The 22,541-nt window shown below is 62.1% G+C and carries 35 protein-coding genes; 33 read left to right on the top strand and 2 right to left on the bottom strand.

All coding sequences use genetic code 11. The features are described from left to right. Positions 1–281 precede the first annotated feature (281 nt). The 31 genes from rpsJ to dsbD all read left to right on the top strand — a co-directional run bounded on the left by rpsJ (position 282) and on the right by dsbD (position 17,259). A complete protein-coding gene (rpsJ, locus tag ACV22Z_RS28385) occupies positions 282–593 on the top strand; it encodes a 30S ribosomal protein S10 (RefSeq protein ID WP_004199280.1) in 312 nt (103 codons plus the stop codon). Positions 594–770: 177 nt separating this feature from the next. Next, complete coding sequence (gene rplC / locus ACV22Z_RS28380; RefSeq protein ID WP_448079570.1) at positions 771–1,421, top strand: 50S ribosomal protein L3; 651 nt, start codon at positions 771–773, stop codon at positions 1,419–1,421. Next, on the top strand, positions 1,421–2,041 hold the full coding sequence (gene rplD / locus ACV22Z_RS28375) for a 50S ribosomal protein L4 (RefSeq protein ID WP_448079569.1): 621 nt from the start codon (positions 1,421–1,423) through the stop codon (positions 2,039–2,041). Before rplC ends, rplD begins: the two co-directional genes overlap by 1 nt. Continuing rightward, a complete protein-coding gene (gene rplW / locus ACV22Z_RS28370; protein ID WP_004199275.1) occupies positions 2,038–2,352 on the top strand; it encodes a 50S ribosomal protein L23 in 315 nt (104 codons plus the stop codon). The genes rplD and rplW overlap by 4 nt, the downstream gene beginning before the upstream one ends. Positions 2,353–2,354: 2 nt before the next feature. Continuing rightward, positions 2,355–3,182, top strand: a complete 828-nt coding sequence (gene rplB, locus ACV22Z_RS28365; RefSeq protein WP_448079568.1) for a 50S ribosomal protein L2 — start codon at positions 2,355–2,357, stop codon at positions 3,180–3,182. A gap of 10 nt (positions 3,183–3,192) precedes the next feature. Further along, positions 3,193–3,468 (top strand): 30S ribosomal protein S19, encoded by a 276-nt coding sequence (gene rpsS, locus ACV22Z_RS28360; protein WP_004199273.1) that lies wholly within the window; start codon positions 3,193–3,195, stop codon positions 3,466–3,468. A 12-nt stretch (positions 3,469–3,480) separates the two neighbouring features. Further along, a complete protein-coding gene (rplV, locus tag ACV22Z_RS28355) occupies positions 3,481–3,810 on the top strand; it encodes a 50S ribosomal protein L22 (protein ID WP_004199272.1) in 330 nt (109 codons plus the stop codon). Between the two features lie 11 nt (positions 3,811–3,821). After that, positions 3,822–4,622 (top strand): 30S ribosomal protein S3, encoded by an 801-nt coding sequence (rpsC, locus tag ACV22Z_RS28350; protein WP_006400654.1) that lies wholly within the window; start codon positions 3,822–3,824, stop codon positions 4,620–4,622. Positions 4,623–4,624: 2 nt separating this feature from the next. Then, a complete protein-coding gene (gene rplP / locus ACV22Z_RS28345; RefSeq protein WP_006482873.1) occupies positions 4,625–5,041 on the top strand; it encodes a 50S ribosomal protein L16 in 417 nt (138 codons plus the stop codon). A 9-nt stretch (positions 5,042–5,050) separates the two neighbouring features. Beyond that, positions 5,051–5,245, top strand: a complete 195-nt coding sequence (rpmC, locus tag ACV22Z_RS28340) for a 50S ribosomal protein L29 (RefSeq protein WP_006400652.1) — start codon at positions 5,051–5,053, stop codon at positions 5,243–5,245. Next, positions 5,242–5,514 (top strand): 30S ribosomal protein S17, encoded by a 273-nt coding sequence (gene rpsQ / locus ACV22Z_RS28335; RefSeq protein ID WP_440626506.1) that lies wholly within the window; start codon positions 5,242–5,244, stop codon positions 5,512–5,514. The genes rpmC and rpsQ overlap by 4 nt, the downstream gene beginning before the upstream one ends. 311 nt (positions 5,515–5,825) lie before the next feature. Further along, positions 5,826–6,194, top strand: coding sequence for a 50S ribosomal protein L14 (gene rplN / locus ACV22Z_RS28330; RefSeq protein ID WP_004197951.1), 369 nt, complete (start codon positions 5,826–5,828; stop codon positions 6,192–6,194). Positions 6,195–6,203: 9 nt separating this feature from the next. Continuing rightward, the gene (gene rplX / locus ACV22Z_RS28325; protein ID WP_448079567.1) at positions 6,204–6,512 is read left to right on the top strand and encodes a 50S ribosomal protein L24; all 309 of its coding nucleotides are present in this window, start codon (positions 6,204–6,206) and stop codon (positions 6,510–6,512) included. A 17-nt stretch (positions 6,513–6,529) separates the two neighbouring features. Continuing rightward, entirely contained in the window at positions 6,530–7,069 is a 540-nt protein-coding gene (gene rplE, locus ACV22Z_RS28320; RefSeq protein WP_448079566.1) for a 50S ribosomal protein L5, read from the top strand. 7 nt (positions 7,070–7,076) lie between these two features. After that, positions 7,077–7,382 carry a 30S ribosomal protein S14 gene (rpsN, locus tag ACV22Z_RS28315; protein WP_006400648.1) on the top strand — a complete coding sequence of 102 codons (306 nt, stop codon included), beginning with the start codon at positions 7,077–7,079 and terminating at the stop codon, positions 7,380–7,382. 14 nt (positions 7,383–7,396) lie between these two features. Further along, complete coding sequence (rpsH, locus tag ACV22Z_RS28310; RefSeq protein WP_006477185.1) at positions 7,397–7,792, top strand: 30S ribosomal protein S8; 396 nt, start codon at positions 7,397–7,399, stop codon at positions 7,790–7,792. Between the two features lie 18 nt (positions 7,793–7,810). Next, the gene (gene rplF, locus ACV22Z_RS28305) at positions 7,811–8,341 is read left to right on the top strand and encodes a 50S ribosomal protein L6 (protein ID WP_160929355.1); all 531 of its coding nucleotides are present in this window, start codon (positions 7,811–7,813) and stop codon (positions 8,339–8,341) included. A 12-nt stretch (positions 8,342–8,353) separates the two neighbouring features. Then, positions 8,354–8,719 (top strand): 50S ribosomal protein L18, encoded by a 366-nt coding sequence (gene rplR / locus ACV22Z_RS28300; protein WP_006477183.1) that lies wholly within the window; start codon positions 8,354–8,356, stop codon positions 8,717–8,719. A 14-nt stretch (positions 8,720–8,733) separates the two neighbouring features. Further along, positions 8,734–9,252 carry a 30S ribosomal protein S5 gene (rpsE, locus tag ACV22Z_RS28295; RefSeq protein WP_008343875.1) on the top strand — a complete coding sequence of 173 codons (519 nt, stop codon included), beginning with the start codon at positions 8,734–8,736 and terminating at the stop codon, positions 9,250–9,252. Positions 9,253–9,267: 15 nt separating this feature from the next. Further along, positions 9,268–9,450: a 50S ribosomal protein L30 gene (gene rpmD, locus ACV22Z_RS28290; RefSeq protein WP_006400644.1), complete on the top strand. Its 183-nt coding sequence runs from the start codon at positions 9,268–9,270 to the stop codon at positions 9,448–9,450. 28 nt (positions 9,451–9,478) lie between these two features. Continuing rightward, on the top strand, positions 9,479–9,913 hold the full coding sequence (rplO, locus tag ACV22Z_RS28285) for a 50S ribosomal protein L15 (protein ID WP_038749639.1): 435 nt from the start codon (positions 9,479–9,481) through the stop codon (positions 9,911–9,913). A 42-nt stretch (positions 9,914–9,955) separates the two neighbouring features. After that, the gene (secY, locus tag ACV22Z_RS28280) at positions 9,956–11,305 is read left to right on the top strand and encodes a preprotein translocase subunit SecY (protein ID WP_448079565.1); all 1,350 of its coding nucleotides are present in this window, start codon (positions 9,956–9,958) and stop codon (positions 11,303–11,305) included. Positions 11,306–11,313: 8 nt separating this feature from the next. Continuing rightward, positions 11,314–11,532, top strand: a complete 219-nt coding sequence (infA, locus tag ACV22Z_RS28275) for a translation initiation factor IF-1 (protein WP_004521905.1) — start codon at positions 11,314–11,316, stop codon at positions 11,530–11,532. 20 nt (positions 11,533–11,552) lie between these two features. Further along, on the top strand, positions 11,553–11,669 hold the full coding sequence (gene rpmJ / locus ACV22Z_RS28270; protein ID WP_004199844.1) for a 50S ribosomal protein L36: 117 nt from the start codon (positions 11,553–11,555) through the stop codon (positions 11,667–11,669). A gap of 38 nt (positions 11,670–11,707) precedes the next feature. Next, entirely contained in the window at positions 11,708–12,073 is a 366-nt protein-coding gene (gene rpsM, locus ACV22Z_RS28265; RefSeq protein WP_448079564.1) for a 30S ribosomal protein S13, read from the top strand. A 28-nt stretch (positions 12,074–12,101) separates the two neighbouring features. Then, positions 12,102–12,503, top strand: coding sequence for a 30S ribosomal protein S11 (rpsK, locus tag ACV22Z_RS28260; protein WP_010092939.1), 402 nt, complete (start codon positions 12,102–12,104; stop codon positions 12,501–12,503). 140 nt (positions 12,504–12,643) lie between these two features. After that, positions 12,644–13,267, top strand: a complete 624-nt coding sequence (rpsD, locus tag ACV22Z_RS28255) for a 30S ribosomal protein S4 (RefSeq protein WP_448079563.1) — start codon at positions 12,644–12,646, stop codon at positions 13,265–13,267. 124 nt (positions 13,268–13,391) lie between these two features. Beyond that, positions 13,392–14,369 carry a DNA-directed RNA polymerase subunit alpha gene (locus tag ACV22Z_RS28250; protein WP_160929354.1) on the top strand — a complete coding sequence of 326 codons (978 nt, stop codon included), beginning with the start codon at positions 13,392–13,394 and terminating at the stop codon, positions 14,367–14,369. 137 nt (positions 14,370–14,506) lie between these two features. Then, positions 14,507–14,902 carry a 50S ribosomal protein L17 gene (gene rplQ / locus ACV22Z_RS28245; protein ID WP_004197924.1) on the top strand — a complete coding sequence of 132 codons (396 nt, stop codon included), beginning with the start codon at positions 14,507–14,509 and terminating at the stop codon, positions 14,900–14,902. A gap of 178 nt (positions 14,903–15,080) precedes the next feature. Further along, positions 15,081–15,407: a divalent-cation tolerance protein CutA gene (cutA, locus tag ACV22Z_RS28240; protein WP_448079562.1), complete on the top strand. Its 327-nt coding sequence runs from the start codon at positions 15,081–15,083 to the stop codon at positions 15,405–15,407. After that, the gene (dsbD, locus tag ACV22Z_RS28235; protein ID WP_448079561.1) at positions 15,400–17,259 is read left to right on the top strand and encodes a protein-disulfide reductase DsbD; all 1,860 of its coding nucleotides are present in this window, start codon (positions 15,400–15,402) and stop codon (positions 17,257–17,259) included. Before cutA ends, dsbD begins: the two co-directional genes overlap by 8 nt. 168 nt (positions 17,260–17,427) lie before the next feature. Here dsbD and hemB read toward each other — a convergent pair whose 3' ends face one another. After that, positions 17,428–18,426 (bottom strand): porphobilinogen synthase, encoded by a 999-nt coding sequence (gene hemB, locus ACV22Z_RS28230; RefSeq protein WP_448079560.1) that lies wholly within the window; start codon positions 18,424–18,426, stop codon positions 17,428–17,430. 252 nt (positions 18,427–18,678) lie between these two features. Continuing rightward, positions 18,679–19,338 (bottom strand): ribosome biogenesis GTP-binding protein YihA/YsxC, encoded by a 660-nt coding sequence (gene yihA / locus ACV22Z_RS28225; protein WP_448079559.1) that lies wholly within the window; start codon positions 19,336–19,338, stop codon positions 18,679–18,681. Positions 19,339–19,544: 206 nt separating this feature from the next. Between yihA and ACV22Z_RS28220 the strand changes: the two genes are divergently transcribed. Next, positions 19,545–20,198 (top strand): c-type cytochrome, encoded by a 654-nt coding sequence (locus tag ACV22Z_RS28220; protein WP_448079573.1) that lies wholly within the window; start codon positions 19,545–19,547, stop codon positions 20,196–20,198. A gap of 120 nt (positions 20,199–20,318) precedes the next feature. Then, positions 20,319–22,541 (top strand): cytochrome c biogenesis protein ResB, encoded by a 2,223-nt coding sequence (locus ACV22Z_RS28215; RefSeq protein WP_448079558.1) that lies wholly within the window; start codon positions 20,319–20,321, stop codon positions 22,539–22,541.

Genomic DNA, 22,541 nt, shown 5'->3' with positions numbered 1-22,541 from the left:
TATCGACGATCCGCGGATCCTCCAGGGGATCCGCGCTTCCTCGGACGTTGTACCGTCCCGAACCGGGCGCCCAGCTTTGGCTGGCGCCCGGTTTTGTTTTTGGGGTGTCCGTTGCATTTCGACGAACCCGCACCACCGATCCAAAGAATCGTGTAGAATCGCGGGCTTAGCAGTGGAAGTACCGTCCGGAACATAGTGCTTCGCTCCCCGCAGGCGCCGTGTTTCGCGTTCTTTTAGTGTCCGGCGATGCAACATCGCCTCGCTCTTTCCAAGGAATCGTCATGCAGCAACAGAAAATCCGCATTCGTCTGAAGGCTTTCGACTATCGTCTGATCGATCAATCGGCTGCCGAGATCGTCGATACGGCGAAGCGGACTGGTGCAATCGTCCGTGGCCCGGTGCCGCTGCCGACGCGCATCCAGCGTTTTGACATCCTGCGTTCGCCGCACGTCAACAAGACGTCGCGCGACCAGCTCGAAATCCGTACCCACCAGCGCCTGATGGACATCGTCGATCCGACCGACAAGACGGTCGACGCGCTGATGAAGCTCGACCTGCCGGCAGGCGTCGACGTGGAGATCAAGCTGCAGTAAGGCTTTCGGCGCCGCCCGGCCTGCCGGGTGGCGCTAAGTCTTTGATTGCTTGCAGAAAACGAATGGCCCGGCTATAATGCTAGGCTTTTCGCGCATTCGCGTAAAAAAGTCGGGCCTTGCGTGCCCGGCATTTTGTAAATCAGCCCCGACCAATCGCAGTCGGGAATGGAGAAAACGATGAGCCTTGGACTCGTAGGTCGCAAGGTTGGCATGACCCGTATCTTCACGGCTGAAGGGGATTCGATTCCCGTCACCGTGCTGGACGTGTCGGACAACCGCGTGACGCAGATCAAGACTGTTGAAACCGACGGCTATACGGCCGTTCAGGTTGCATTCGGCTCCCGCCGCGCATCGCGCGTGACGAAGCCGCTGGCAGGTCATCTCGCCAAAGCCGGCGTTGAAGCCGGTGAAATCCTCAAGGAATTCCGCATCGATGCGGCCAAGGCAGCCGAGCTGTCGAATGGCGCCATCGTCGGTCCGGACCTGTTCGAAGTGGGCCAGAAGGTCGACGTGCAAGGCGTGTCGATCGGTAAGGGCTACGCCGGTACCATCAAGCGTTACAACTTCAGTTCGGGTCGTGCATCCCACGGTAACTCGCGCTCGCACAATGTGCCGGGCTCGATCGGTATGGCGCAGGATCCGGGTCGCGTGTTCCCGGGCAAGCGCATGACGGGTCACATGGGTGACGTGACGGTGACGGTGCAGAACCTCGAAATCGCTCGTATCGATGCAGAGCGCAAGCTGCTGCTCGTCAAGGGCGCGATTCCGGGTGCGAAGGGCGGCAAGGTTTTCGTGACGCCGGCCGTGAAGACCAAGGGGGCGAAATAATGGAACTCAAGCTCCTGAACGCAAATGGTCAGGAAGGTGCAGTGGTTAACGCGTCGGACGTCGTGTTCGGCCGTGACTACAACGAAGCGCTGATCCACCAGGTTGTCGTTGCTTACCAGGCGAACGCTCGCCAGGGTAACCGCGCGCAGAAGGACCGCGAGCAGGTCAAGCACACGACCAAGAAGCCGTGGCGCCAGAAGGGTACGGGCCGTGCTCGTGCCGGTATGTCGTCGAGCCCGCTGTGGCGTGGCGGTGGTCGTATCTTCCCGAACTCGCCGGAAGAAAACTTCTCGCACAAGGTCAACAAGAAGATGCATCGCGCAGGTCTCTGCTCGATCTTCTCGCAGCTGGCCCGCGAAGGCCGTCTGTCGGTTGTCGAGGACATCGTGCTCGAAGCGCCGAAGACCAAGCTGCTGGCCGAAAAGTTCAAGGCCATGGGTCTCGATTCCGTGTTGATCATCACCGACACGGTCGACGAAAACCTGTACCTGGCTTCGCGCAACCTGCCGCACGTGGCAGTTGTCGAGCCGCGCTACGCTGACCCGCTGTCGCTGATCTACTTCAAGAAAGTGTTGGTCACGAAGGCTGCGGTCGCCCAGATCGAGGAGTTGCTGTCATGAGCGAGATTCGCAAGAACGATCATCGTTTGATGCAGGTCCTGCTCGCACCGGTGATTTCCGAAAAGGCGACGCTGGTTGCCGACAAGAACGAGCAAGTCGTGTTCGAAGTCGCACCGGATGCCACGAAGCAGGAAGTGAAGGCGGCTGTCGAGCTGCTGTTCAAGGTTGAAGTTGATTCCGTCAACGTGCTGGTTCAGAAGGGCAAGCAAAAGCGCTTCGGCCGTTCGATGGGCCGCCGCAAGGACGTGAAGAAGGCATATGTTTGCCTGAAGCCCGGCCAGGAAATCAACTTTGAAGCGGAGGCCAAGTAATCATGGCAATCGTGAAAGTTAAGCCGACTTCGCCGGGTCGCCGCGCGATGGTCAAGATCGTCAACAAGGACCTGCACAAGGGCAAGCCGCACGCTGCGCTGCTCGACTCGCAGAGCTCCAAGGCCGGTCGCAACAACAATGGTCGCATCACGACGCGTCACCAGGGTGGTGGTCACAAGCAGCACTACCGCGTGATCGATTTCCGTCGCACGAAGGACGGCATTCCGGCGAAGGTCGAGCGTCTCGAGTACGACCCGAACCGCAGCGCGAACATCGCACTGGTGCTGTACGCAGACGGCGAGCGCCGCTACATCATCGCGCCGAAGGGCGTGACGGTGGGCCAGCAACTGATGTCGGGCTCGGAAGCGCCGATCCGCGCAGGCAACACGCTGCCGATCCGCAACATTCCGGTCGGTACGACGATCCACTGCATCGAAATGCTGCCGGGCAAGGGCGCGCAAATGGCGCGTTCGGCTGGTACGTCGGCGATGCTGCTCGCACGCGAAGGCGTGTACGCGCAGGTTCGTCTGCGTTCGGGCGAAATCCGCCGCGTGCACATCGAGTGCCGTGCAACGATCGGTGAAGTGGGCAACGAAGAGCACAGCCTGCGCCAGATCGGCAAGGCCGGTGCAAACCGCTGGCGCGGTATCCGCCCGACGGTGCGTGGCGTGGCAATGAACCCGATCGACCACCCGCACGGTGGTGGTGAAGGCCGTACTGCTGCGGGCCGCGACCCGGTGAGCCCGTGGGGCACGCCGACGAAGGGCTTCCGTACGCGTCGCAACAAGCGCACGACGACGATGATCGTCCAGCGCCGTCACAAGCGTTAAGGAGTAGGCAATGGCACGTTCTGTTAAAAAAGGTCCGTTCTGCGACGCCCATTTGCTGAAGAAAGTTGAGGCGGCTGCAGCTTCGCGCGACAAGAAGCCGATCAAGACCTGGTCGCGTCGCTCGACGATCCTCCCGGATTTCATCGGTCTGACGATCGCCGTTCACAACGGCCGTCAACACGTTCCGGTGTACATCTCGGAAAACATGGTCGGCCACAAGCTTGGCGAGTTCGCACTGACCCGTACGTTCAAGGGTCACGCGGCCGACAAGAAGGCCAAGAAATAAGGGGCTATCAAGATGGAAGTGAAAGCAATTCATCGCGGTGCCCGCATCTCGGCGCAAAAGACGCGCCTTGTGGCTGACCAGATCCGCGGTTTGCCGGTCGACAAGGCACTGAACGTTCTGACGTTCTCGCCGAAGAAGGCGGCTGGCATCGTGAAGAAGGTCGTGCTGTCGGCGATCGCGAATGCGGAGCACAACGAAGGCGCCGATATCGACGAGCTCAAGATCAAGAGCATCTACGTCGACAAGGCGGCATCGCTCAAGCGTTTCACCGCGCGCGCCAAGGGCCGCGGCAACCGCATTGAGAAGCAATCCTGTCACATCACTGTGACGGTCGGGAATTAAGGAGCCATACGATGGGACAGAAAATTCATCCGACTGGCTTCCGCCTGGCTGTCAGCCGCAATTGGGCTTCGCGCTGGTACGCGAACAACAACAATTTCGCGGCGATGCTGCAGGAAGACATCGGTGTTCGTGAATACCTGAAGAAGAAGCTGAAGAACGCTTCGGTCGGTCGCGTCGTCATCGAGCGTCCGGCGAAGAACGCGCGCATCACGATTTTCAGCTCGCGTCCGGGTGTCGTCATCGGCAAGAAGGGCGAGGATATCGAACTGCTGAAGACGGAACTGCAACGCCGCATGGGCGTTCCGGTTCACGTCAACATCGAAGAGATCCGCAAGCCGGAAACCGATGCTCAGCTGATCGCTGACTCGATCACGCAACAGCTCGAGCGCCGGATCATGTTCCGTCGCGCGATGAAGCGTGCGATGCAGAACGCGATGCGTCTGGGTGCCCAGGGCATCAAGATCATGAGCGCGGGCCGTCTGAACGGTATCGAAATCGCACGTACGGAGTGGTATCGCGAAGGTCGCGTGCCGCTTCACACGCTGCGTGCCGACATCGACTACGCGACTTCGGAAGCGAAGACGACCTACGGGATCATCGGCGTCAAGGTGTGGGTGTACAAGGGCGATACCCTTGGCCGCAACGACGCACCGGTGGTGGAAGAAGTAGCCGAAGACAAGCGTCCGCGTCGCAATGCGCGTCCGGGCGACCGTCGTCCGCGCCGTGACGGCGAAGGCGGCGCTCCGGGTGCTCGCCGTGGCGCACCGCGCCGTGGCGCCGGCAAGCCGGAAGACGGCAAGACTGGAGAATAACGATGCTGCAACCGAAACGCAGGAAGTATCGCAAAGAGCAGAAGGGTCGTAACACCGGCAAGGCGACGCGCGGCAACGCAGTGTCGTTCGGTGAGTTCGGCCTGAAGGCGATCGGTCGCGGTCGTTTGACCGCACGTCAAATTGAAGCGGCGCGTCGTGCAATGACGCGTCACATCAAGCGTGGCGGCCGCATCTGGATTCGTATCTTCCCGGACAAGCCGATCTCGCAAAAGCCGGCGGAAGTGCGTATGGGTAACGGTAAGGGTAACCCGGAGTACTACGTCGCAGAGATCCAGCCGGGCAAGATGCTGTACGAAATGGACGGCGTAACCGAAGAACTGGCACGCGAAGCGTTCCGTCTGGCTGCAGCCAAGCTGCCGCTGAAGACGGCGTTCATCGTGCGCCAGCTCGGCGCCTAAGGAGAAAACATGAAGGCTTCCGAACTTCTCCAGAAAGACCAGGCCGCGCTCAACAAGGAGCTCGCGGACCTGCTGAAGGCGCAATTCGGCCTGCGCATGCAACTCGCGACCCAGCAGCTCACTAACACGAGCCAGCTGAAGAAGGTTCGTCGCGACATCGCACGTGTGCGGACCGTCATGACTCAGAAGGCGAACCAGAAATGAACGATAGCGTGAAAACCTCGCTGAAGCGGACGCTGGTCGGTCGGGTCGTCAGCAACAAGATGGACAAGACCGTCACCGTGCTGATCGAGCACCGCGTCAAGCACCCGATCTACGGCAAGTATGTCGTGCGCTCGAAGAAGTACCACGCGCACGATGAAGCGAACACCTGCAACGAAGGCGATCTCGTTGAAATCCAGGAAACCCGTCCTCTTTCGAAGACGAAGGCCTGGACGGTGTCGCGTCTCGTCGAGGCAGCTCGCGTCATCTGAGCGGGCCAGGCAGCAGAGCAGTAGCAGGCGCTTCTCCACGAAGTGCTTGAAATCGCAAAGTTTTTGCTTGCGTGACCAGGATTATTTGTTATAATCCTGGTCTTCCCTCTTTATGGGAGCCCCGTCGCGGGCGAAGTTGGTGGGGGAAGCGGACGGGCGCCAGCCTGCTCCGAAAGATTCACCGAATTGCGATGGCGGGTTTCGTTTGCCGTCGCTGCTGTTCCAACCCAAGCAGCCGATTGGCTGACGGGACCAAGACTGACCGAATGCATCATGGTGGTGCATCCGGATTAAGTTGGGAAAGACAAACCATGATCCAGACCGAATCTCGGCTTGAAGTAGCCGACAACACGGGTGCGCGTGAAGTCATGTGCATCAAGGTGCTCGGCGGCTCGAAGCGTCGTTATGCCAGCATTGGCGACATCATCAAGGTGAGCGTCAAAGAGGCAACGCCGCGCGGGCGTGTGAAGAAAGGCGAAATCTACAACGCCGTGGTGGTCCGCACCGCCAAGGGCGTTCGCCGTCAGGACGGCTCGCTGATCAAGTTCGACGGCAACGCCGCTGTGCTTTTGAATAACAAGCTCGAGCCGATCGGCACCCGTATCTTCGGGCCGGTTACGCGTGAGCTGCGTAGCGAACGATTCATGAAGATCGTTTCGCTGGCGCCGGAAGTGCTGTAAGGAGTCGCGATGAACAAGATTCGCAAAGGTGACGAAGTCATCGTCGTCGCAGGCAAGGACAAGGGCAAGCGTGGTGTCGTGCTGGCCGTCGGTGCCGACAAGGTGACGGTTGAAGGTATCAACCTCGTCAAGAAGCATGTGAAGCCCAACCCGATGAAGGGTACGACGGGCGGCGTGGAAGCGAAGACGATGCCCCTGCACATCTCGAACGTCGCACTGGTCGACGCGAATGGCAAGGCGTCGCGTGTTGGCATCAAGGTCGAGGAAGGCAAGAAGGTTCGCTTCCTGAAGACGACCGGTGCCGTACTGAGCGCCTGACGCAGCGGAGTTAAAAAATGGCTCGTTTTCAAGAGTTTTACAAAGAAACGGTAGTGCCCGGCCTGATCGAGAAGTTCGGTTACAAGTCGGTCATGGAAGTGCCGCGCATCACCAAGATCACGCTGAACATGGGTCTTGGCGAAGCGGTTGCTGACAAGAAGATCATCGAGAACGCCGTTGGCGACCTCACGAAGATCGCTGGTCAGAAGCCGGTCGTGACGAAGGCACGCAAGGCAATCGCAGGCTTCAAGATCCGCCAGGGTTACCCGATCGGCGCGATGGTGACGCTGCGTGGCCGCGCGATGTACGAATTCCTCGACCGCTTCGTGACCGTCGCCCTGCCCCGCGTGCGTGACTTCCGCGGTGTGTCGGGCCGTGCTTTCGATGGCCGCGGCAACTACAACATCGGTGTGAAAGAGCAGATCATTTTCCCCGAAATCGATTACGACAAGATCGACGCGCTGCGTGGGCTGAACATCAGCATCACGACGACCGCGAAGACCGACGACGAAGCAAAGGCACTGCTCGCCAGCTTCAAGTTCCCGTTCAGAAACTGAGGTTACCGTGGCTAAACTGGCACTGATCGAACGTGAAAAGAAGCGCGCCCGCCTGGTCGCGAAGTTCGCAGCAAAGCGCGAAGCGCTGAAGGCGATCATCGAAGACCAAAGCAAGTCGGAAGAAGAGCGCTACGAAGCACGCCTTGAGCTGCAGCAACTGCCCCGCAACGCAAACCCGACCCGCCAGCGTAACCGCTGCGCGATCACGGGCCGTCCGCGTGGCACGTTCCGTAAATTCGGCCTCGCGCGCAACAAGATTCGTGAAATCGCATTCCGTGGCGAGATTCCTGGCCTGACCAAGGCGAGCTGGTAATAGGAGAAACATAAATGAGCATGAGTGATCCTATCGCCGATATGCTGACTCGCATCCGCAACGCGCAGATGGTCGAGAAGGTATCGGTCGCGATGCCCTCGTCGAAGGTCAAGGTTGCAATCGCGCAAGTCCTGAAGGACGAAGGTTATATCGACGATTTCGCCGTCAAGGCGGAAGGTGCGAAGTCCGAACTGAATATCGCGCTGAAGTACTACGCGGGCCGCCCGGTCATCGAACGCCTCGAGCGCGTGTCGAAGCCTGGCCTGCGCGTGTACCGCGGCCGTAACGACATTCCGCAGGTCATGAATGGCCTCGGTGTGGCTATCGTGTCGACGCCGAAGGGCGTGATGACCGACCGCAAGGCGCGCGCAACGGGCGTCGGCGGCGAAGTCATCTGCTACGTCGCTTAAAGCCGAGGAGAGAGAAACATGTCTCGAGTAGGTAAGAGCCCGATCGCGCTGCAAGGCGCGGAAGTCAAGCTGGCCGACGGTGCGATCACCGTCAAGGGCCCGCTGGGCACCATCACGCAAGCGATCAATCCGCTCGTGAACGTGGCAAACAACGACGGCACGCTGAATCTGTCGCCGGCGGACGAAAGCCGCGAAGCAAATGCACTGTCGGGCACGATGCGCGCGATCATCGCGAATGCCGTGCACGGCGTGACCAAGGGTTTCGAGCGCAAGCTGACGCTGGTTGGCGTCGGTTACCGTGCGCAAGCGCAAGGCGACAAGCTGAACCTGTCGCTGGGTTTCTCGCACCCGGTGGTGCACCAGATGCCGGAAGGCGTCAAGGCAGAAACCCCGACGCAAACCGAAATCGTGATCAAGGGGATCAACAAGCAACAAGTCGGTCAAGTGGCTGCGGAAGTCCGCGGTTACCGTCCGCCGGAGCCCTACAAGGGCAAGGGCGTGCGCTATGCCGACGAGGTTGTGATCCTCAAAGAAACGAAGAAGAAGTAAGGGTGCGCAATCATGGATAAGACTCAATCTCGCCTGCGCCGCGCTCGCCAGACGCGTATCAAGATCGCTGAGCTGCAGGTCGCGCGTCTCGCCGTGCATCGCACGAACACGCACATCTACGCTCAAGTGTTCTCGCCCTGCGGCACCAAGGTGCTGGCCAGCGCGTCGACCCTCGAAGCGGAAGTGCGCGCCGAGCTCGCCGACAAGTCGGGCAAGGGCGGCAACGTTAATGCTGCGACGCTGATCGGCAAGCGTATTGCCGAGAAGGCAAAGGCCGCCGGCATCGAATCCGTCGCCTTCGACCGCTCGGGCTTCCGCTACCACGGCCGCGTCAAGGCGCTGGCTGAGGCAGCTCGTGAAGCTGGGCTCAAGTTCTAAGGAAGGAATTCGTCATGGCAAAGATGCAAGCGAAAGTTCAGGCTGACGAGCGCGACGACGGCCTTCGTGAAAAGATGATTTCGGTCAATCGCGTGACCAAGGTCGTGAAGGGTGGCCGTATTCTCGGCTTCGCCGCACTGACCGTGGTTGGCGATGGTGACGGCCGCATCGGCATGGGCAAGGGCAAAGCGAAGGAAGTGCCGGTTGCCGTGCAGAAGGCAATGGAACAAGCTCGCCGCAACATGTTCAAGGTGCCGCTCAAGAACGGCACGCTGCAGCACGAAGTGCACGGCAAGCATGGCGCATCCGCAGTCCTCCTCGCTCCGGCGAAGGATGGTACGGGTGTGATCGCCGGCGGCCCGATGCGCGCCGTGTTCGACGTGATGGGCGTTCAGAACGTCGTGGCGAAGAGCCACGGTTCGACGAACCCGTACAACCTCGTTCGCGCCACGCTGGACGGTCTGCGCAAGCAGTCGACCCCGGCAGACATCGCGGCGAAGCGCGGCAAGTCCGTCGAAGATATTTTGGGCTAAGCCCGGGTGGTCACCATGTCTGAAAAAACTGTCAAGGTTCAGCTCGTCAAGAGCCTGATCGGCACCCGCGAATCGCACCGTGCGACCGTGCGTGGCCTGGGCCTGCGCCGACTCAACTCGGTCAGCGAGCTGCAGGATACGCCGGCGGTCCGCGGCATGATCAACAAGGTCTCGTACCTCGTCAAGGTCATCGCGTAAGCGGCCGATTACGGATCAAGGAGTTGATATGGAATTGAATAACCTGAAGCCGGCTGCTGGCGCCAAGCACGCCAAGCGTCGCGTCGGTCGCGGCATTGGTTCGGGCCTCGGCAAGACGGCTGGCCGCGGTCACAAGGGTCAGAAATCGCGTTCGGGCGGCTTCCACAAGGTCGGCTTCGAAGGCGGTCAGATGCCGCTGCAACGTCGTCTGCCGAAGCGCGGTTTCACGTCGCTGACGAAGGAATTCGTTGGTGAAGTGCGCCTCTCCGACCTCGAGAAGCTGCCGGTCGATGAAGTCGATCTGCTCGCACTGAAGCAAGCCGGCCTGGTCGGCGAGCTGACGAAGAGCGCGAAGATCATCGCCACGGGCGAACTGAAGCGCAAGATCGTCGTGAAGGGTCTCGGTGCCACCAAGGGTGCGCGCGCTGCGATCGAAGCGGCTGGCGGTTCGTTCGCCGAGTGACACGCGTAGCGCGTCGTCACTTGCATTCATCGGAGAAGGTACTTGGCTAACAGCCCGAGTCTTGCAAAACCCGGTCGAAGCACGGCGAAATTCGGCGATCTGCGTCGGCGAGCGATGTTCCTGCTGCTGGCGCTGATCGTCTATCGCATCGGCGCGCACATTCCCGTGCCGGGCATCGATCCGGATCAACTGGCGAAGCTGTTCCAGAGCCAGGCGGGCGGCATCCTTGGCATGTTCAACATGTTCTCGGGTGGCGCACTTTCCCGCTTCACGATCTTTGCGCTGGGGATCATGCCGTACATTTCGGCGTCGATCATCATGCAGCTGCTGGCGATCGTCTCGCCGCAGCTCGAAGCGCTGAAGAAGGAAGGGCAGGCAGGGCAAAGGAAGATCACGCAGTACACGCGGTATTTCACCGTGGTGCTCGCGACCTTCCAGGCATTCGGTATCGCGGCCGCGCTGGAAAACCAGCCGGGCCTCGTCACCGATCCCGGCATGCTGTTCCGACTGACGACGGTCGTGACGCTGGTGACTGGCACGATGTTCCTGATGTGGCTGGGTGAGCAGATCACCGAGCGAGGTCTGGGCAACGGTATCTCGATCATCATCTTCGGCGGGATCGCAGCAGGGTTCCCGAATGCCGTCGGTGGCTTGTTCGAGCTGGTGCGTACGGGTTCGATGAGCATCATTTCGGCGATCATCATCGTCGTCCTGATTGCCGCGGTGACTTACCTGGTCGTGTTCATCGAACGCGGTCAGCGCAAGATCCTCGTGAACTACGCGAAGCGCCAGGTCGGCAACAAGATCTACGGCGGGCAGTCGTCGCACCTGCCGCTGAAGCTGAACATGTCGGGCGTGATTCCGCCGATCTTCGCATCGTCGATCATCCTGTTCCCGGCAACGATTCTCGGCTGGTTCAGTACCGGTCAGCCGTCGGGAAGCTGGTTCTCCAACACGCTGCATAACGTGGCGGAGGCGCTGAAGCCGGGTCAGCCGGTCTATGTGCTGCTGTACACGCTGGCGATCGTGTTTTTCTGCTTCTTCTACACCGCACTGGTGTTCAACAGCAGGGAAACCGCGGACAACCTGAAGAAGAGCGGTGCGTTCGTGCCGGGCATCCGTCCGGGCGAGCAGACTGCGCGATATATCGACCGCATCCTCACGCGTCTGACGCTGGCCGGTGCGATCTACATCGTCTTCGTGTGTCTGCTGCCGGAATTCCTGGTGCTGCGCTGGAACGTGCCGTTTTATTTTGGTGGAACGTCGCTGCTGATCATTGTCGTCGTCACGATGGACTTCATGGCGCAGGTGCAGTCGTACGTTATGTCGCAACAATATGAGTCGCTGCTCAAGAAGGCAAACTTCAAGGGTGGCAACGTCCCAATGCGTTGAAAGGACTTATGGCCAAAGACGATGTAATCCAGATGCAAGGCGAGGTGATCGAAAACCTGCCGAATGCGACCTTCCGTGTGAAGCTGGAAAACGGCCATGTCGTATTGGGGCATATCTCCGGAAAGATGCGGATGCACTACATCCGCATTCTCCCGGGCGACAAGGTGACGGTTGAATTGACGCCTTACGATCTGTCGCGTGCGCGGATCGTGTTCCGGGCGAAGTGATTTGAAAAAAGGGTAATATCATGAAAGTGATGGCATCGGTTAAGCGCATTTGCCGCAATTGCAAGATCATCAAGCGCAAAGGCGTCGTTCGCGTGATCTGCAGCTCGGATCCGCGCCACAAGCAGCGCCAAGGCTGACCGCGCGTTTGTTTGCGCTTTTTGTTTGAGGAAAAACAATGGCTCGTATCGCAGGGGTTAACATCCCGAATCACCAGCATACCGAGATCGGCCTGACGGCAATCTTCGGTGTCGGCCGCACCCGCTCGCGCGAAATCTGCGTGGCTGCTGGCGTGGAATTCTCGAAGAAGGTCAAGGACCTGACCGACGCAGATCTCGAAAAGCTGCGTGAAGAAGTGGGCAAGTTTGTCGTCGAAGGCGATCTGCGCCGTGAAGTGACGATGAACATCAAGCGCCTGATGGATCTCGGCTGCTACCGTGGCGTGCGTCATCGCAAGGGCCTGCCGATGCGCGGCCAGCGTACGCGTACGAACGCACGCACTCGCAAGGGTCCGCGTCGTGCAGCGCAAGCGCTGAAGAAGTAAGCGGAACTGACAGTTACAGGAAAACGTAATGGCTAAGGCTTCGAACACCGCGGCGCAACGCGTTCGCAAGAAGGTTAAGAAGAACGTCGCTGAAGGCGTGGTTCACGTTCACGCGTCGTTCAACAACACGATCATCACGATCACCGATCGCCAAGGCAATGCGCTGGCGTGGGCGACGTCGGGCGGCCAGGGCTTCAAGGGCTCGCGCAAGTCGACGCCGTTCGCTGCTCAGGTTGCTGCTGAGTCGGCCGGTCGCGTGGCGATGGAATACGGCGTGAAGAATCTGGAAGTGCGGATCAAGGGCCCGGGCCCGGGTCGTGAGTCGGCAGTGCGCGCACTGCATGGCCTCGGCATCAAGATCACCGCGATTTCGGATGTCACTCCGGTTCCGCACAACGGCTGCCGTCCGCCGAAGCGTCGCCGCATCTAACGATGTGCTGGCGCAATGCCTGTCGCCGCTCAGCGTCGACGGGCGCTGCTTTTTTGATTGACTAAGCCCACCGTTCGCCCCAAAGGGCGCGAACTAGCGCGGACTCCGGTTCGCGTGACCGATTGATAAAGGAATGCAAAGTGGCACGTTATATCGGCCCTAAGGCCAAGCTGTCCCGCCGTGAAGGCACCGACCTCTTCCTGAAGAGCGCACGCCGCTCGCTCGCAGACAAGTGCAAGCTCGACAGCAAGCCGGGCCAGCACGGCCGTACCTCGGGCGCACGTACGTCGGACTACGGCACGCAGCTGCGTGAAAAGCAGAAGGTCAAGCGCATCTACGGCGTGCTGGAGCGTCAGTTCCGCCGCTACTTCGCTGAAGCCGACCGCCGCAAGGGCAACACGGGTGAAAACCTGCTGCAACTGCTCGAGTCGCGCCTCGACAACGTCGTGTACCGCATGGGCTTCGGCTCGACCCGCGCTGAAGCGCGTCAGCTGGTGAGCCACAAGGCAATCACCGTGAACGGCGTCGTCGCGAACGTCCCGTCGCAGCAAGTGAAGGCAGGCGACGTGGTTGCGATCCGCGAAAAGGCGAAGAAGCAGGCACGTATCGTCGAAGCGCTGTCGCTGGCCGAACAAGGCGGCCTGGCGAGCTGGGTTGCGGTCGATGCGAAGAAGTTCGAAGGTACGTTCAAGCAAATGCCGGAACGCGCTGACATCGCTGGCGACATCAACGAAAGCCTGATCGTCGAATTGTATTCGCGTTAATCCGATTGACGGCCGAGGTACCCCGATTGCGTCACGCAAGGAGGGGCCTCGGCTGTTTATTTTCTGGTTGTTACCGGTCAGCCTTATCGGTGTAACGAGCCGAGGGTATTGAAAAGGAAAACCCATGCAAACCAGTTTGCTGAAACCCAAGATCATCGCCGTGGAATCGCTGGGCGAGAACCACGCGAAGGTGGTCATGGAACCGTTCGAACGCGGTTACGGCCACACCTTGGGCAATGCGCTCCGTCGCGTGCTGCTGTCGTCGATGGTCGGCTATGCCCCGACCGAAGTGACGATCGCGGGCGTGGTGCACGAGTATTCGACGCTTGATGGTGTGCAAGAGGACGTCGTCAACCTGCTGCTGAACCTGAAGGGCGTGGTGTTCAAGCTGCACAACCGCGACGAAGTGACGGTCACCCTGCGCAAGGAAGGTGAAGGCATCGTGACGGCCGGCGATATCGAGCTGGCGCACGATTGCGAAGTCATCAACCCGAATCACGTGATCGCGCATCTGTCGAAGGGCGGCAAGCTCGACGTGCAGATCAAGATCGAGAAGGGCCGCGGCTATGTGCCGGGCAACGTGCGTCGCTATGGCGAAGACACGGCCAAGATCATCGGCCGCATCGTCCTCGACGCATCGTTCTCGCCGGTTCGCCGCGTGAGCTACGCGGTCGAAAGCGCGCGTGTCGAGCAGCGTACCGACCTCGACAAGCTCGTGATGAACATCGAGACGAGCGGCGTGATCACGCCGGAAGAAGCGATCCGTCAATCGGCACGCATCCTGGTCGACCAGCTGTCCGTGTTCGCGGCGCTGGAAGGCACGGAAACGGCAGCGGAAGCGCCGTCGCGCGCACCGCAGATCGATCCGATCCTGCTGCGTCCGGTGGACGATCTCGAGCTGACGGTTCGTTCGGCGAACTGCCTGAAGGCCGAGAACATCTACTACATCGGCGACCTGATCCAGCGCACGGAAAACGAGCTGCTGAAGACGCCGAACCTCGGTCGCAAGTCGCTCAACGAGATCAAGGAAGTGCTCGCTTCGCGCGGTCTCACGCTGGGCATGAAGCTCGAGAACTGGCCGCCGGCTGGTCTCGACAAGTAAGCCCGGTTGTTGCTGTAACTGGCCAAGATGCGGATTTTCCTTTAGAATCCGCATCTTGCTTTTTTTCGTTACCGGCCCGTGCACTCATTGGGTGCGATAGAAGAGCTGGATCAAAACTTTGAATCAAGGAAACTGAAATGCGCCATCGTCATGGTCTGCGGAAACTGAACCGCACGAGCAGCCACCGTCTGGCTATGCTCCGCAACATGTCCAACTCGCTGATCGAGCACGAAGTCATCAAGACGACGCTGCCGAAGGCGAAGGAACTCCGTAAGGTCGTCGAGCCGCTGATCACGCTCGGCAAGAAGCCGTCGCTGGCAAACCGCCGCCTCGCGTTCAACCGCCTGCGCGATCGCGACTCGGTCGCGAAGCTGTTCGACGTGCTCGGTCCGCGTTTCGCGAACCGTCCGGGCGGCTACCTGCGCATCCTGAAGTTCGGCTTCCGCGTCGGCGACAACGCGCCGATGGCACTGGTCGAACTGCTGGATCGTCCGGAAGTCGAAGAAACGGAAAACGTCCAGGAAGCTGAATAAGCTTCTCGGCACGTAGCAGCAAGAAAGGGCTAAGCGAATGCTTGGCCCTTTTTGTTTTGGCGCGCGGATCTGCGGTCGATTGTCGCAGTGCCGTGCGTCGGCACCGTCGCGCAGGGTGCGCTACGATACAGGGCAACCGGCGTGGGCGAACAGCCGGCGAACGAACTGGAGGGCGCGAATGGTGGTGGTGCTGATGTTGACGACGGTGCCGGATGCGGCGACCGCCGAGACGCTCGCCGACGGTGCGCTTGCCGCACGGCTCGCCGCCTGCGTGTCGGAGCTCGGCACGATCCGCTCGCGCTATCACTGGCAGGGCAAGGTCGAGACGGCGCAGGAAATTCAGCTGCTGTTCAAGACGAGCCCGGTGCGCGCACTCGAACTGGAACGATTTATTCAGGCGCATCATCCGTACGACACCCCCGAAATCGTCTCCTGGCAGGCCGCCGCATCGCCGGCATACGGCCAGTGGGTGACCAGCGAAACTCAACGTCTATTTCATGTTTAACGGTATGGCTTCACGCGCGCGCATCAACGCGCTGCGGTTCCTCGCGTTCCTGTTGCCGCTCGCGTTCGTGCTCGGCGGGATGTCGCTCGCCCGGGCCGCTGACGATTTCCTCGATCCGTCGGTTGCATTCAAGTTCAGTACGAGCGAGGCACCCGGCCAGGTCGACGTCCGCTTCAAGATCGCCGACGGCTATTACCTGTATCGGGAGCGCTTCGCGTTCGCGGTCAAGAGCGGGCAGGCGGCACTCGGCGAGCCGCAGATGCCGGCCGGCCACGTGAAGTTCGACCAGACGTTCCAGAAGGACGTCGAAACCTATCGCGGCGACGTGGTCATCCATGTGCCCGTCAAGCAGGCATCGGGGCCGTTCGAGCTCACGGTGACGTCGCAGGGCTGTGCAGACGAGGGCATCTGCTATCCGCCCGCCGAGCATCTCGTGAAGGTCAGCGGCGATGCGTTGGGCGCAGCAGCGGCCGCGTTGCCGGCGGGCCACGATGCCGCGGCCGGCAGCTGGTTCGACAAGGTCACGAGCGCCGACTATGCGCAGTCGCTGCTCGAAGGACACGGCTTCCTGACGATCGTCGCACTGTATTTCGTCGCGGGCATGGTGCTGAGTCTCCTGCCCTGCTCGTACCCGATGATTCCGATCGTGTCGGCGATCATCATCGGCCAGGGCACGCGCGCGACCCACGCGCGCGGCTTCGCGCTGTCGCTGACGTACGTGGTCGGCATGGCGCTCGTCTACACGGTGCTCGGCATCGCCGCCGCGCTGGTCGGGCAGAGTCTCGGCGCATGGCTGCAGAACCCGTGGGTGCTGGGCAGCTTCGGCGTGCTGCTGACGGCATTTGCGGTGTCGCTGATTTCCGGCGTCGACATCGCGTTGCCGCAGCGCTGGCAAAACGGTGCCGCAGACGCGTCGGGCGGCCGCAAGGGCGGGCACTTCGCGGCGGTTGCGGCGATGGGCGCGCTGTCGGCCCTCGTCGTCGGTGCGTGCATGACGGCGCCGCTGTTTGCGGTGCTCGCGTTCATTGCCCACACCGGCAACGCGCTGCTCGGCGGCGCCGCGCTGTTCGCGATGGGGCTCGGGCTCGGCGTGCCGCTGCTGATCGTCGGAGTCGGCGCCGGCGCGTTGCTGCCGCGGGCGGGCGCGTGGATGGACGGCGTGAAGGTGTTCTTCGGCATCGTGCTGCTCGCGGCGGCGCTGTGGATCGTCTGGCCGGTGCTCGGCGGCGCATTCAAGATGATCCTTGCCGCGCTGTGGCTGCTGATTGCCGCCGCGGCGCTGGGGCTGTTCACGCCGCATGCAGGGCAGCCTTCGATCTGGCGGCGCCTCGGGCGCGGGCTCGGCGCGGCACTGACGATCTGGGCGGCCGCATTGCTGGTCGGTCTGGCGGCGGGTTCGACCGATCCGGTGAAGCCGCTGGCCGTGCTCGCCGCGCGCACGACGGCGGCCGTTTCGGGCGCGCCTGCAGCCGGCGCGTCCGCTGCGCAGGACGGGCCTGCGTTTGCATCGGTAGGGTCGAATACGGAGCTGGATGCGTTGCTGAAGACGTCCGGCCGGCCGGTGATGCTCGATTTTTACGCCGACTGGTGCGTGAGCTGCAAGGAAATGGAGCATCTGACGTTCACCGATTCGCGCGTGCAGGAGCGGCTCGCACAACTGCATCTGGTGCGCGCAGACGTCACCGCGAACAATGCGGCCGATCAGGCGCTGCTCAAGCGCTTCAACCTGTTCGGGCCGCCCGGCATCATCTTCTTCGACCGCAACGGTAACGAAATCGGGCGGGTGGTCGGCTACCAGGCCGCCGATACGTTCCTGCGCAGTCTCGATCGCGCGGCTGTCCCGTCGGTGTGACCGGCGCGGCGCCGCCCCGGCCGGGAGCCCGGGCAGGCTCCACGGCGCGGCGCGAATGTCCCGCTGCCGCGAGCGACGCAGCAAGGTGCAACAGGCAAGAAAAAACGGCGACGCACCGAAGTGCGTCGCCGTTTTGCCTGGTGCGAGCAGCCTGCAGAAGCCGGCTGATCAGCGCTGGGCCTTCAGCAGTCGCGCGGCGTCGAGCGCGAAATACGTCAGCACGCCGTCGGCGCCGGCACGCTTGAACGCGAGCAGCGATTCGAGCACGACCTTGTCGTGATCAAGCCAGCCGTTCATCGCCGCGGCCTTCAGCATCGCGTATTCGCCGCTGACCTGGTACACGTAGGTCGGGAAGCGGAACTCGTCCTTCACGCGGCGCACGATGTCGAGGTACGGCATGCCGGGCTTGACCATCACCATGTCCGCGCCTTCCTCGATGTCGAGGCGCACTTCGCGCAGCGCTTCGTCGCTGTTCGCCGGATCCATCTGGTAGGTCATCTTGTTGCTCTTGCCCAGATTCGCGGCCGATCCGACTGCGTCGCGGAACGGGCCGTAGAACGCCGACGCGTACTTGGCCGAATAGGCCATGATGCGCGTGTGGATATGGCCGTCGCTTTCGAGCATTTCGCGGATCGCGCCGATCCGGCCATCCATCATGTCCGACGGCGCGACGATGTCGACGCCGGCCTCGGCCTGCGCGCGCGCCTGTTCGATCAGGATCTCGATGGTGTCGTCATTGATCACGTAGCCGTTTTCGTCGAGGACGCCGTCCTGGCCGTGGCTCGTGTACGGATCGAGCGCGACGTCGGTCAGCACGCCGAGCTCGGGGAAGCGCTTCTTCAGTTCGCGCACCGCGCGCGGGATCAGGCCCTCGGGGTTGGCCGCCTCGCGGCCGTCGGGCGTCTTCAGCGCCGGCTCGATCGCCGGGAACAGCGACAGCACGGGCACGTCCAGCTCGACGCATTGCTCGGCGACCTGCATCAGCAGGTCGACGGACACGCGCTCGACGCCCGGCATCGACGGTACCGGCTGCCGCTCGTTCGTGCCTTCGACGACGAACACCGGATAGATCAGGTCGTCGGTGGTCAGGCGGTTTTCGCGCATCAGGCGGCGGGAGAAGTCGTCACGGCGCATCCGGCGCGGACGGTGAAGCGGATGGAAGCTCATGGCAGTTGGGCAGAAATGAGGACAATAAGGGCCTTACGGAACCCTTAGGTTATTTTCTGGAGCGTTGGTATATGATAGCGATCGAGCGGCATGCCTTGCGTGACGCTCCCCGCTTCTCCTCCCTGAGCGGGTGCCTGTCGTTATTCGATTAGGCTGTTTGACCCGCCGTTTAACGGCGGGTTTTTTTATGAGCCGGTCGAATCGCAGGCACTGCCAGGCGCGCGCCGCCGATCCCGGCCGCGCGTTGCCCGATCATTTTGCTACAGGCTCGGCATTTGCGTCGGCGACGGACGGCCGCACCCAGCTCTCGATCAGCGCATGGGCCTCGTCGAGCCCCGTGCGCTTGAGCGCGGAGAACAGCTGGACCGTCAGCTTGCCCTGGACGCCCGAGTCGCGATACGCATCGAGCCCCTTCTGCGTCGTGCGCAGCGCGTTGATGCTTTCCTGGCGCGTCAATTTGTCGCACTTCGTCAGCAGCGTGTGGATCGGCTTGCCGGTCGGCGCGAACCACTCGATCATCCGGCGGTCGAGGTCGGTCAGCGGGCGGCGGGAATCCATCATCAGGATCAGGCCGCACAGCTGCGAGCGAGTCGCGAGGTAGGTCGACAGCAGCATTTCCCAGTGCGCTTTCGCGGCGCCGGGCACTTCCGCGTAGCCGTAGCCGGGCAGGTCGACGAGATTCGCGACGGGTTCGGCCGCCGGGCCGACCGAGAAGTAGTTGATGTGCTGCGTGCGGCCGGGCGTCTTCGACGCGAACGCGAGCCGCTTCTGGTTGCACAGCACGTTGATTGCCGTCGATTTGCCGGCGTTCGAGCGGCCCGCGAACGCGACTTCGGGCTGCACCGTCGGCGGCAGGTCGCGCAGGTGGTTGACGGTCGTGTAGAAGCGGGCTTGATGGAGCAGAAAGGCCATGGGAACCGGGGACGGACGGGCGGCGCGAGCCGCTTGGTGGAGGCGGGGTAGCCCCGATAGGCGCGGGGGCTTTCAGCGCGATATTGTACAATACGACGGTTTTACCGAAGGCCCCGGGCGCCCGCCTCGCGCGCTTCTGCGGTAGACTGATCGCCGTCGTTTATTGCAGAACCTCAAATTCCCACAAGACGAAACAGGGTGTGCGAATGAATCGACTGTGCAAGTCTCTGATGGTGCTTCAGGTTGCAGCAGGGTTCGTAGGTTTCGTAGCAGAGGCAAGGGCGGCGGATGCGGCAAAGCCGGATCTGGACCGCGGCAAGGCGATCGCGGGGCAGGTTTGCGCATCGTGTCATGGCGCCGACGGCAACAGCGCGACGGGCAGTTTTCCGAAGCTCGCCGGCCAGCATCCCGAATATCTGGTCAAGCAGCTGAACGACTTCAAGGCGCAACCGGGCGCGAAAGGGCCGGCTCGGACCAATGCCGTGATGGTGGGTTTCGCGAGCGCACTGAGTGCTGATGACATGCGCAATGTCGCCGCGTATTACGGTTCGCAGCCGACGAAGGCCGGCACCGCGCACGACGCGGCGACCGTGCCGATCGGCCAGAAGATCTACCGCGGCGGCATCGCGGAGAAGGGCGTGCCCGCATGCGCGAGCTGCCATGGGCCGACGGGGCAGGGAATTCCCGTCCAGTATCCGCGTCTGTCGGGCCAATGGTCGGATTACACGGTTGCCCAGTTGACGGCGTTCCAGCAGGGGGCTGGCGCCCGTAACAACAACGAGGCGATGCATCAGATCGCATCGCGTCTGTCGGACAGCGAGATCAAGGCCGTGGCGGATTACATCGCCGGCCTGCACTGAGCGTCAGCGCGAATGGAGTGTCCGGGCGCCCGAAGGGCGGCCGGCGTCAGAACAAGAAAAGGGTGGGGCGCCGCGTCGTTGCGGCCGCCTTGCCCTTTTTTGTTGTCAGTCGGAGTTTGAATGAGCGTTACCACGTCGGGGTTGCAGTCGAAGTCGGGTCAGGGCGCGACGAAGCGCGCGGTCGAGCTGTTGAGCTCGATGCGCTTCGCGATCGCATTGCTGGTGGTGCTGTCGATCGCGAGCATCGTCGGGACCGTCCTGACCCAGGACGACCCGTATCCGAACTACGTGAACCAGTTCGGGCCGTTCTGGGCGGACATCTTCCGCTCGCTCGGCCTGTACAACGTGTACAGCGCGTGGTGGTTCATGCTGATCCTGATCTTCCTCGTCGTGTCGATCTCGCTGTGCGTGATCCGTAACGCGCCGAAGATGCTCGCGGACGCGAAGAGCTGGAAGGACAAGGTCCGGGAAGGCAGCCTGCGCGCGTTCCATCACAAGGCCGAATATTCCGCGAGCGGCACGCGCGCGGCGGCCACCGCGACGCTCGCCGCCTTCGTCACGAAGGCCGGCTACAAGCACGTCGTGCGCGAAACCGACGGCGCAACGCTGATCTCCGCGAAGCGCGGCGCGTTGACGAAGTTCGGCTACATCTCCGCACACATCGCGATCGTCGTGATCTGCATCGGCGGCCTGCTCGACAGCAACCTGCCGATCAAATTCCAGATGTGGATGTTCGGCAAGAGCCCCGTCAACACGAGCGCGACGATCAGCGAGATCTCGGCCGACCATCGCCTGTCCGCGTCGAATCCGACGTTCCGTGGCTATGCGTGGGTGCCGGAAGGCCAGTTCGTGTCGACCGCGATCCTGAACCAGCCGAACGGTTCGCTGATCCAGGACCTGCCGTTCTCTATCCAGCTCAACAAGTTCATCGTCGACTATTACACGACGGGCATGCCGAAGCTGTTCGCGAGCGACATCGTCGTGATCGATCGCGAGACCGGCAAGAAGATCCCGGCGCGCGTCGAGGTCAACAAGCCGTTCACGTACAAGGGCGTATCGATCTACCAGTCGAGCTTCCAGGACGGCGGCTCGCAGATGCAGATGACCGCGTACCCGATGACGGGCGGCGCCGCGAAGACGTTCCCGCTGCAGGGCACGATCGGCAGCTCGGCGCCGCTGCCGGGCCCGGACGGCGACACGATCGAGTTCTCCGACTTCCGCGCGATCAACGTTGAGAACATGGCCGACGCGAGCGGCAAGCCGGACGTGCGCGGCGTCGCGAAGACCGAATCGCTGAAGGAGGTGTTCGACGAGCGGCTCGGCTCGGGCGCGAAATCGTCGAAGCCGATGCAGCTGCACAACATCGGCCCGTCGGTGCAGTACAAGGTACGTGGCAAGGACGGCCAGGCGCGCGAGTTCAACAACTACATGCTGCCGGTCGACATGGGCGGCGACCGCGTGTTCCTCGCCGGCGTGCGCGCGAGCCCGAACGATCCGTTCCGCTATATGCGGATCCCGGCGGACAGCCAGGATTCGATCGGCGAATGGATGCGCCTGCGTGCGGCGCTCGAGGATCCGGCCGTACGCGCCGAGGCCGCCGCACGCTTCGCGCAGCGTTCGCTGCCGGACAGCGAAGCGGCGCTGCGCGGCCGTCTGCAGGATAGTGCGTCCAAGGTGCTGACGCTCTTTGCAGCCAGCGACGACAGCGCCGGGCGCGGCGCGGATGGCCAGCCGCTCGGCGGCTTCCAGGCGGTCGCGACGTTCATCGACCGCTCGGTGCCGAAGGCCGAGCAGGAGAAGGCGGCCAGCCTGATGCTGCGGATGCTCGAAGGCGCGATGTGGGAGGTCTGGCAGATCGCACGCGAGCGTGCGGGCGAGCCGCCGGCTCAGCAGGGCGCGGATTCGATCCGGTTCGTGCAAGGCTCGATCAACGCGCTGTCCGACAGCTTCCTGTATGGTTCGCCGGTCTATCTGCAGCTCGACTCATTCAAGCAGGTGCAAGCTTCGGTATTTCAGTTGACGCGCGCGCCGGGCAAGAATCTGGTGTATCTTGGCAGCCTGCTGCTGGTCGCCGGCATCTTCGCGATGTTCTACGTGCGCGAGCGGCGCCTCTGGTTCTGGCTCAAGGACGCCGACTCCGGCGTCGATGTGGTGATGGCGATGTCCACGGCCCGCAAGACCTTCGATTTCGAGAAAGAATTCGTGCAGACGCGCGACGCGGCAGGCGCCGCCTTGCGCGCCGCACCTCGCGATGCCGCACCGGCCGCACCGGCCGCCCCGGCCAGTTCGGCAACGGCTTCCCGCCCGCCCGCTGGCGGCGGTTCCGAGAATTCCACCCGGTAA

The organism is Burkholderia sp. PU8-34 (assembly GCF_053427725.1).
The sequence above is the reverse complement of the archived record's forward strand: the minus strand, read 5'-3'. Positions and strand labels throughout refer to the sequence as shown.

Bases quoted from the DNA above. Each gene is read 5' to 3' on its own strand.
- rpsJ (WP_004199280.1), top strand. From the start codon at position 282: ATGCAGCAACAGAAAATCCGCATTCGTCTGAAGGCTTTCGACTATCGT.
- rplC (WP_448079570.1), top strand. From the start codon at position 771: ATGAGCCTTGGACTCGTAGGTCGCAAGGTTGGCATGACCCGTATCTTC.
- rplD (WP_448079569.1), top strand. From the start codon at position 1,421: ATGGAACTCAAGCTCCTGAACGCAAATGGTCAGGAAGGTGCAGTGGTT.
- rplW (WP_004199275.1), top strand. From the start codon at position 2,038: ATGAGCGAGATTCGCAAGAACGATCATCGTTTGATGCAGGTCCTGCTC.
- rplB (WP_448079568.1), top strand. From the start codon at position 2,355: ATGGCAATCGTGAAAGTTAAGCCGACTTCGCCGGGTCGCCGCGCGATG.
- rpsS (WP_004199273.1), top strand. From the start codon at position 3,193: ATGGCACGTTCTGTTAAAAAAGGTCCGTTCTGCGACGCCCATTTGCTG.
- rplV (WP_004199272.1), top strand. From the start codon at position 3,481: ATGGAAGTGAAAGCAATTCATCGCGGTGCCCGCATCTCGGCGCAAAAG.
- rpsC (WP_006400654.1), top strand. From the start codon at position 3,822: ATGGGACAGAAAATTCATCCGACTGGCTTCCGCCTGGCTGTCAGCCGC.
- rplP (WP_006482873.1), top strand. From the start codon at position 4,625: ATGCTGCAACCGAAACGCAGGAAGTATCGCAAAGAGCAGAAGGGTCGT.
- rpmC (WP_006400652.1), top strand. From the start codon at position 5,051: ATGAAGGCTTCCGAACTTCTCCAGAAAGACCAGGCCGCGCTCAACAAG.
- rpsQ (WP_440626506.1), top strand. From the start codon at position 5,242: ATGAACGATAGCGTGAAAACCTCGCTGAAGCGGACGCTGGTCGGTCGG.
- rplN (WP_004197951.1), top strand. From the start codon at position 5,826: ATGATCCAGACCGAATCTCGGCTTGAAGTAGCCGACAACACGGGTGCG.
- rplX (WP_448079567.1), top strand. From the start codon at position 6,204: ATGAACAAGATTCGCAAAGGTGACGAAGTCATCGTCGTCGCAGGCAAG.
- rplE (WP_448079566.1), top strand. From the start codon at position 6,530: ATGGCTCGTTTTCAAGAGTTTTACAAAGAAACGGTAGTGCCCGGCCTG.
- rpsH (WP_006477185.1), top strand. From the start codon at position 7,397: ATGAGCATGAGTGATCCTATCGCCGATATGCTGACTCGCATCCGCAAC.
- rplF (WP_160929355.1), top strand. From the start codon at position 7,811: ATGTCTCGAGTAGGTAAGAGCCCGATCGCGCTGCAAGGCGCGGAAGTC.
- rplR (WP_006477183.1), top strand. From the start codon at position 8,354: ATGGATAAGACTCAATCTCGCCTGCGCCGCGCTCGCCAGACGCGTATC.
- rpsE (WP_008343875.1), top strand. From the start codon at position 8,734: ATGGCAAAGATGCAAGCGAAAGTTCAGGCTGACGAGCGCGACGACGGC.
- rpmD (WP_006400644.1), top strand. From the start codon at position 9,268: ATGTCTGAAAAAACTGTCAAGGTTCAGCTCGTCAAGAGCCTGATCGGC.
- rplO (WP_038749639.1), top strand. From the start codon at position 9,479: ATGGAATTGAATAACCTGAAGCCGGCTGCTGGCGCCAAGCACGCCAAG.
- infA (WP_004521905.1), top strand. From the start codon at position 11,314: ATGGCCAAAGACGATGTAATCCAGATGCAAGGCGAGGTGATCGAAAAC.
- rpmJ (WP_004199844.1), top strand. From the start codon at position 11,553: ATGAAAGTGATGGCATCGGTTAAGCGCATTTGCCGCAATTGCAAGATC.
- rpsM (WP_448079564.1), top strand. From the start codon at position 11,708: ATGGCTCGTATCGCAGGGGTTAACATCCCGAATCACCAGCATACCGAG.
- rpsK (WP_010092939.1), top strand. From the start codon at position 12,102: ATGGCTAAGGCTTCGAACACCGCGGCGCAACGCGTTCGCAAGAAGGTT.
- ACV22Z_RS28250 (WP_160929354.1), top strand. From the start codon at position 13,392: ATGCAAACCAGTTTGCTGAAACCCAAGATCATCGCCGTGGAATCGCTG.
- rplQ (WP_004197924.1), top strand. From the start codon at position 14,507: ATGCGCCATCGTCATGGTCTGCGGAAACTGAACCGCACGAGCAGCCAC.
- cutA (WP_448079562.1), top strand. From the start codon at position 15,081: ATGGTGGTGGTGCTGATGTTGACGACGGTGCCGGATGCGGCGACCGCC.
- dsbD (WP_448079561.1), top strand. From the start codon at position 15,400: ATGTTTAACGGTATGGCTTCACGCGCGCGCATCAACGCGCTGCGGTTC.
- hemB (WP_448079560.1), bottom strand. From the start codon at position 18,426: ATGAGCTTCCATCCGCTTCACCGTCCGCGCCGGATGCGCCGTGACGAC.
- yihA (WP_448079559.1), bottom strand. From the start codon at position 19,338: ATGGCCTTTCTGCTCCATCAAGCCCGCTTCTACACGACCGTCAACCAC.
- ACV22Z_RS28220 (WP_448079573.1), top strand. From the start codon at position 19,545: ATGAATCGACTGTGCAAGTCTCTGATGGTGCTTCAGGTTGCAGCAGGG.
- ACV22Z_RS28215 (WP_448079558.1), top strand. From the start codon at position 20,319: ATGAGCGTTACCACGTCGGGGTTGCAGTCGAAGTCGGGTCAGGGCGCG.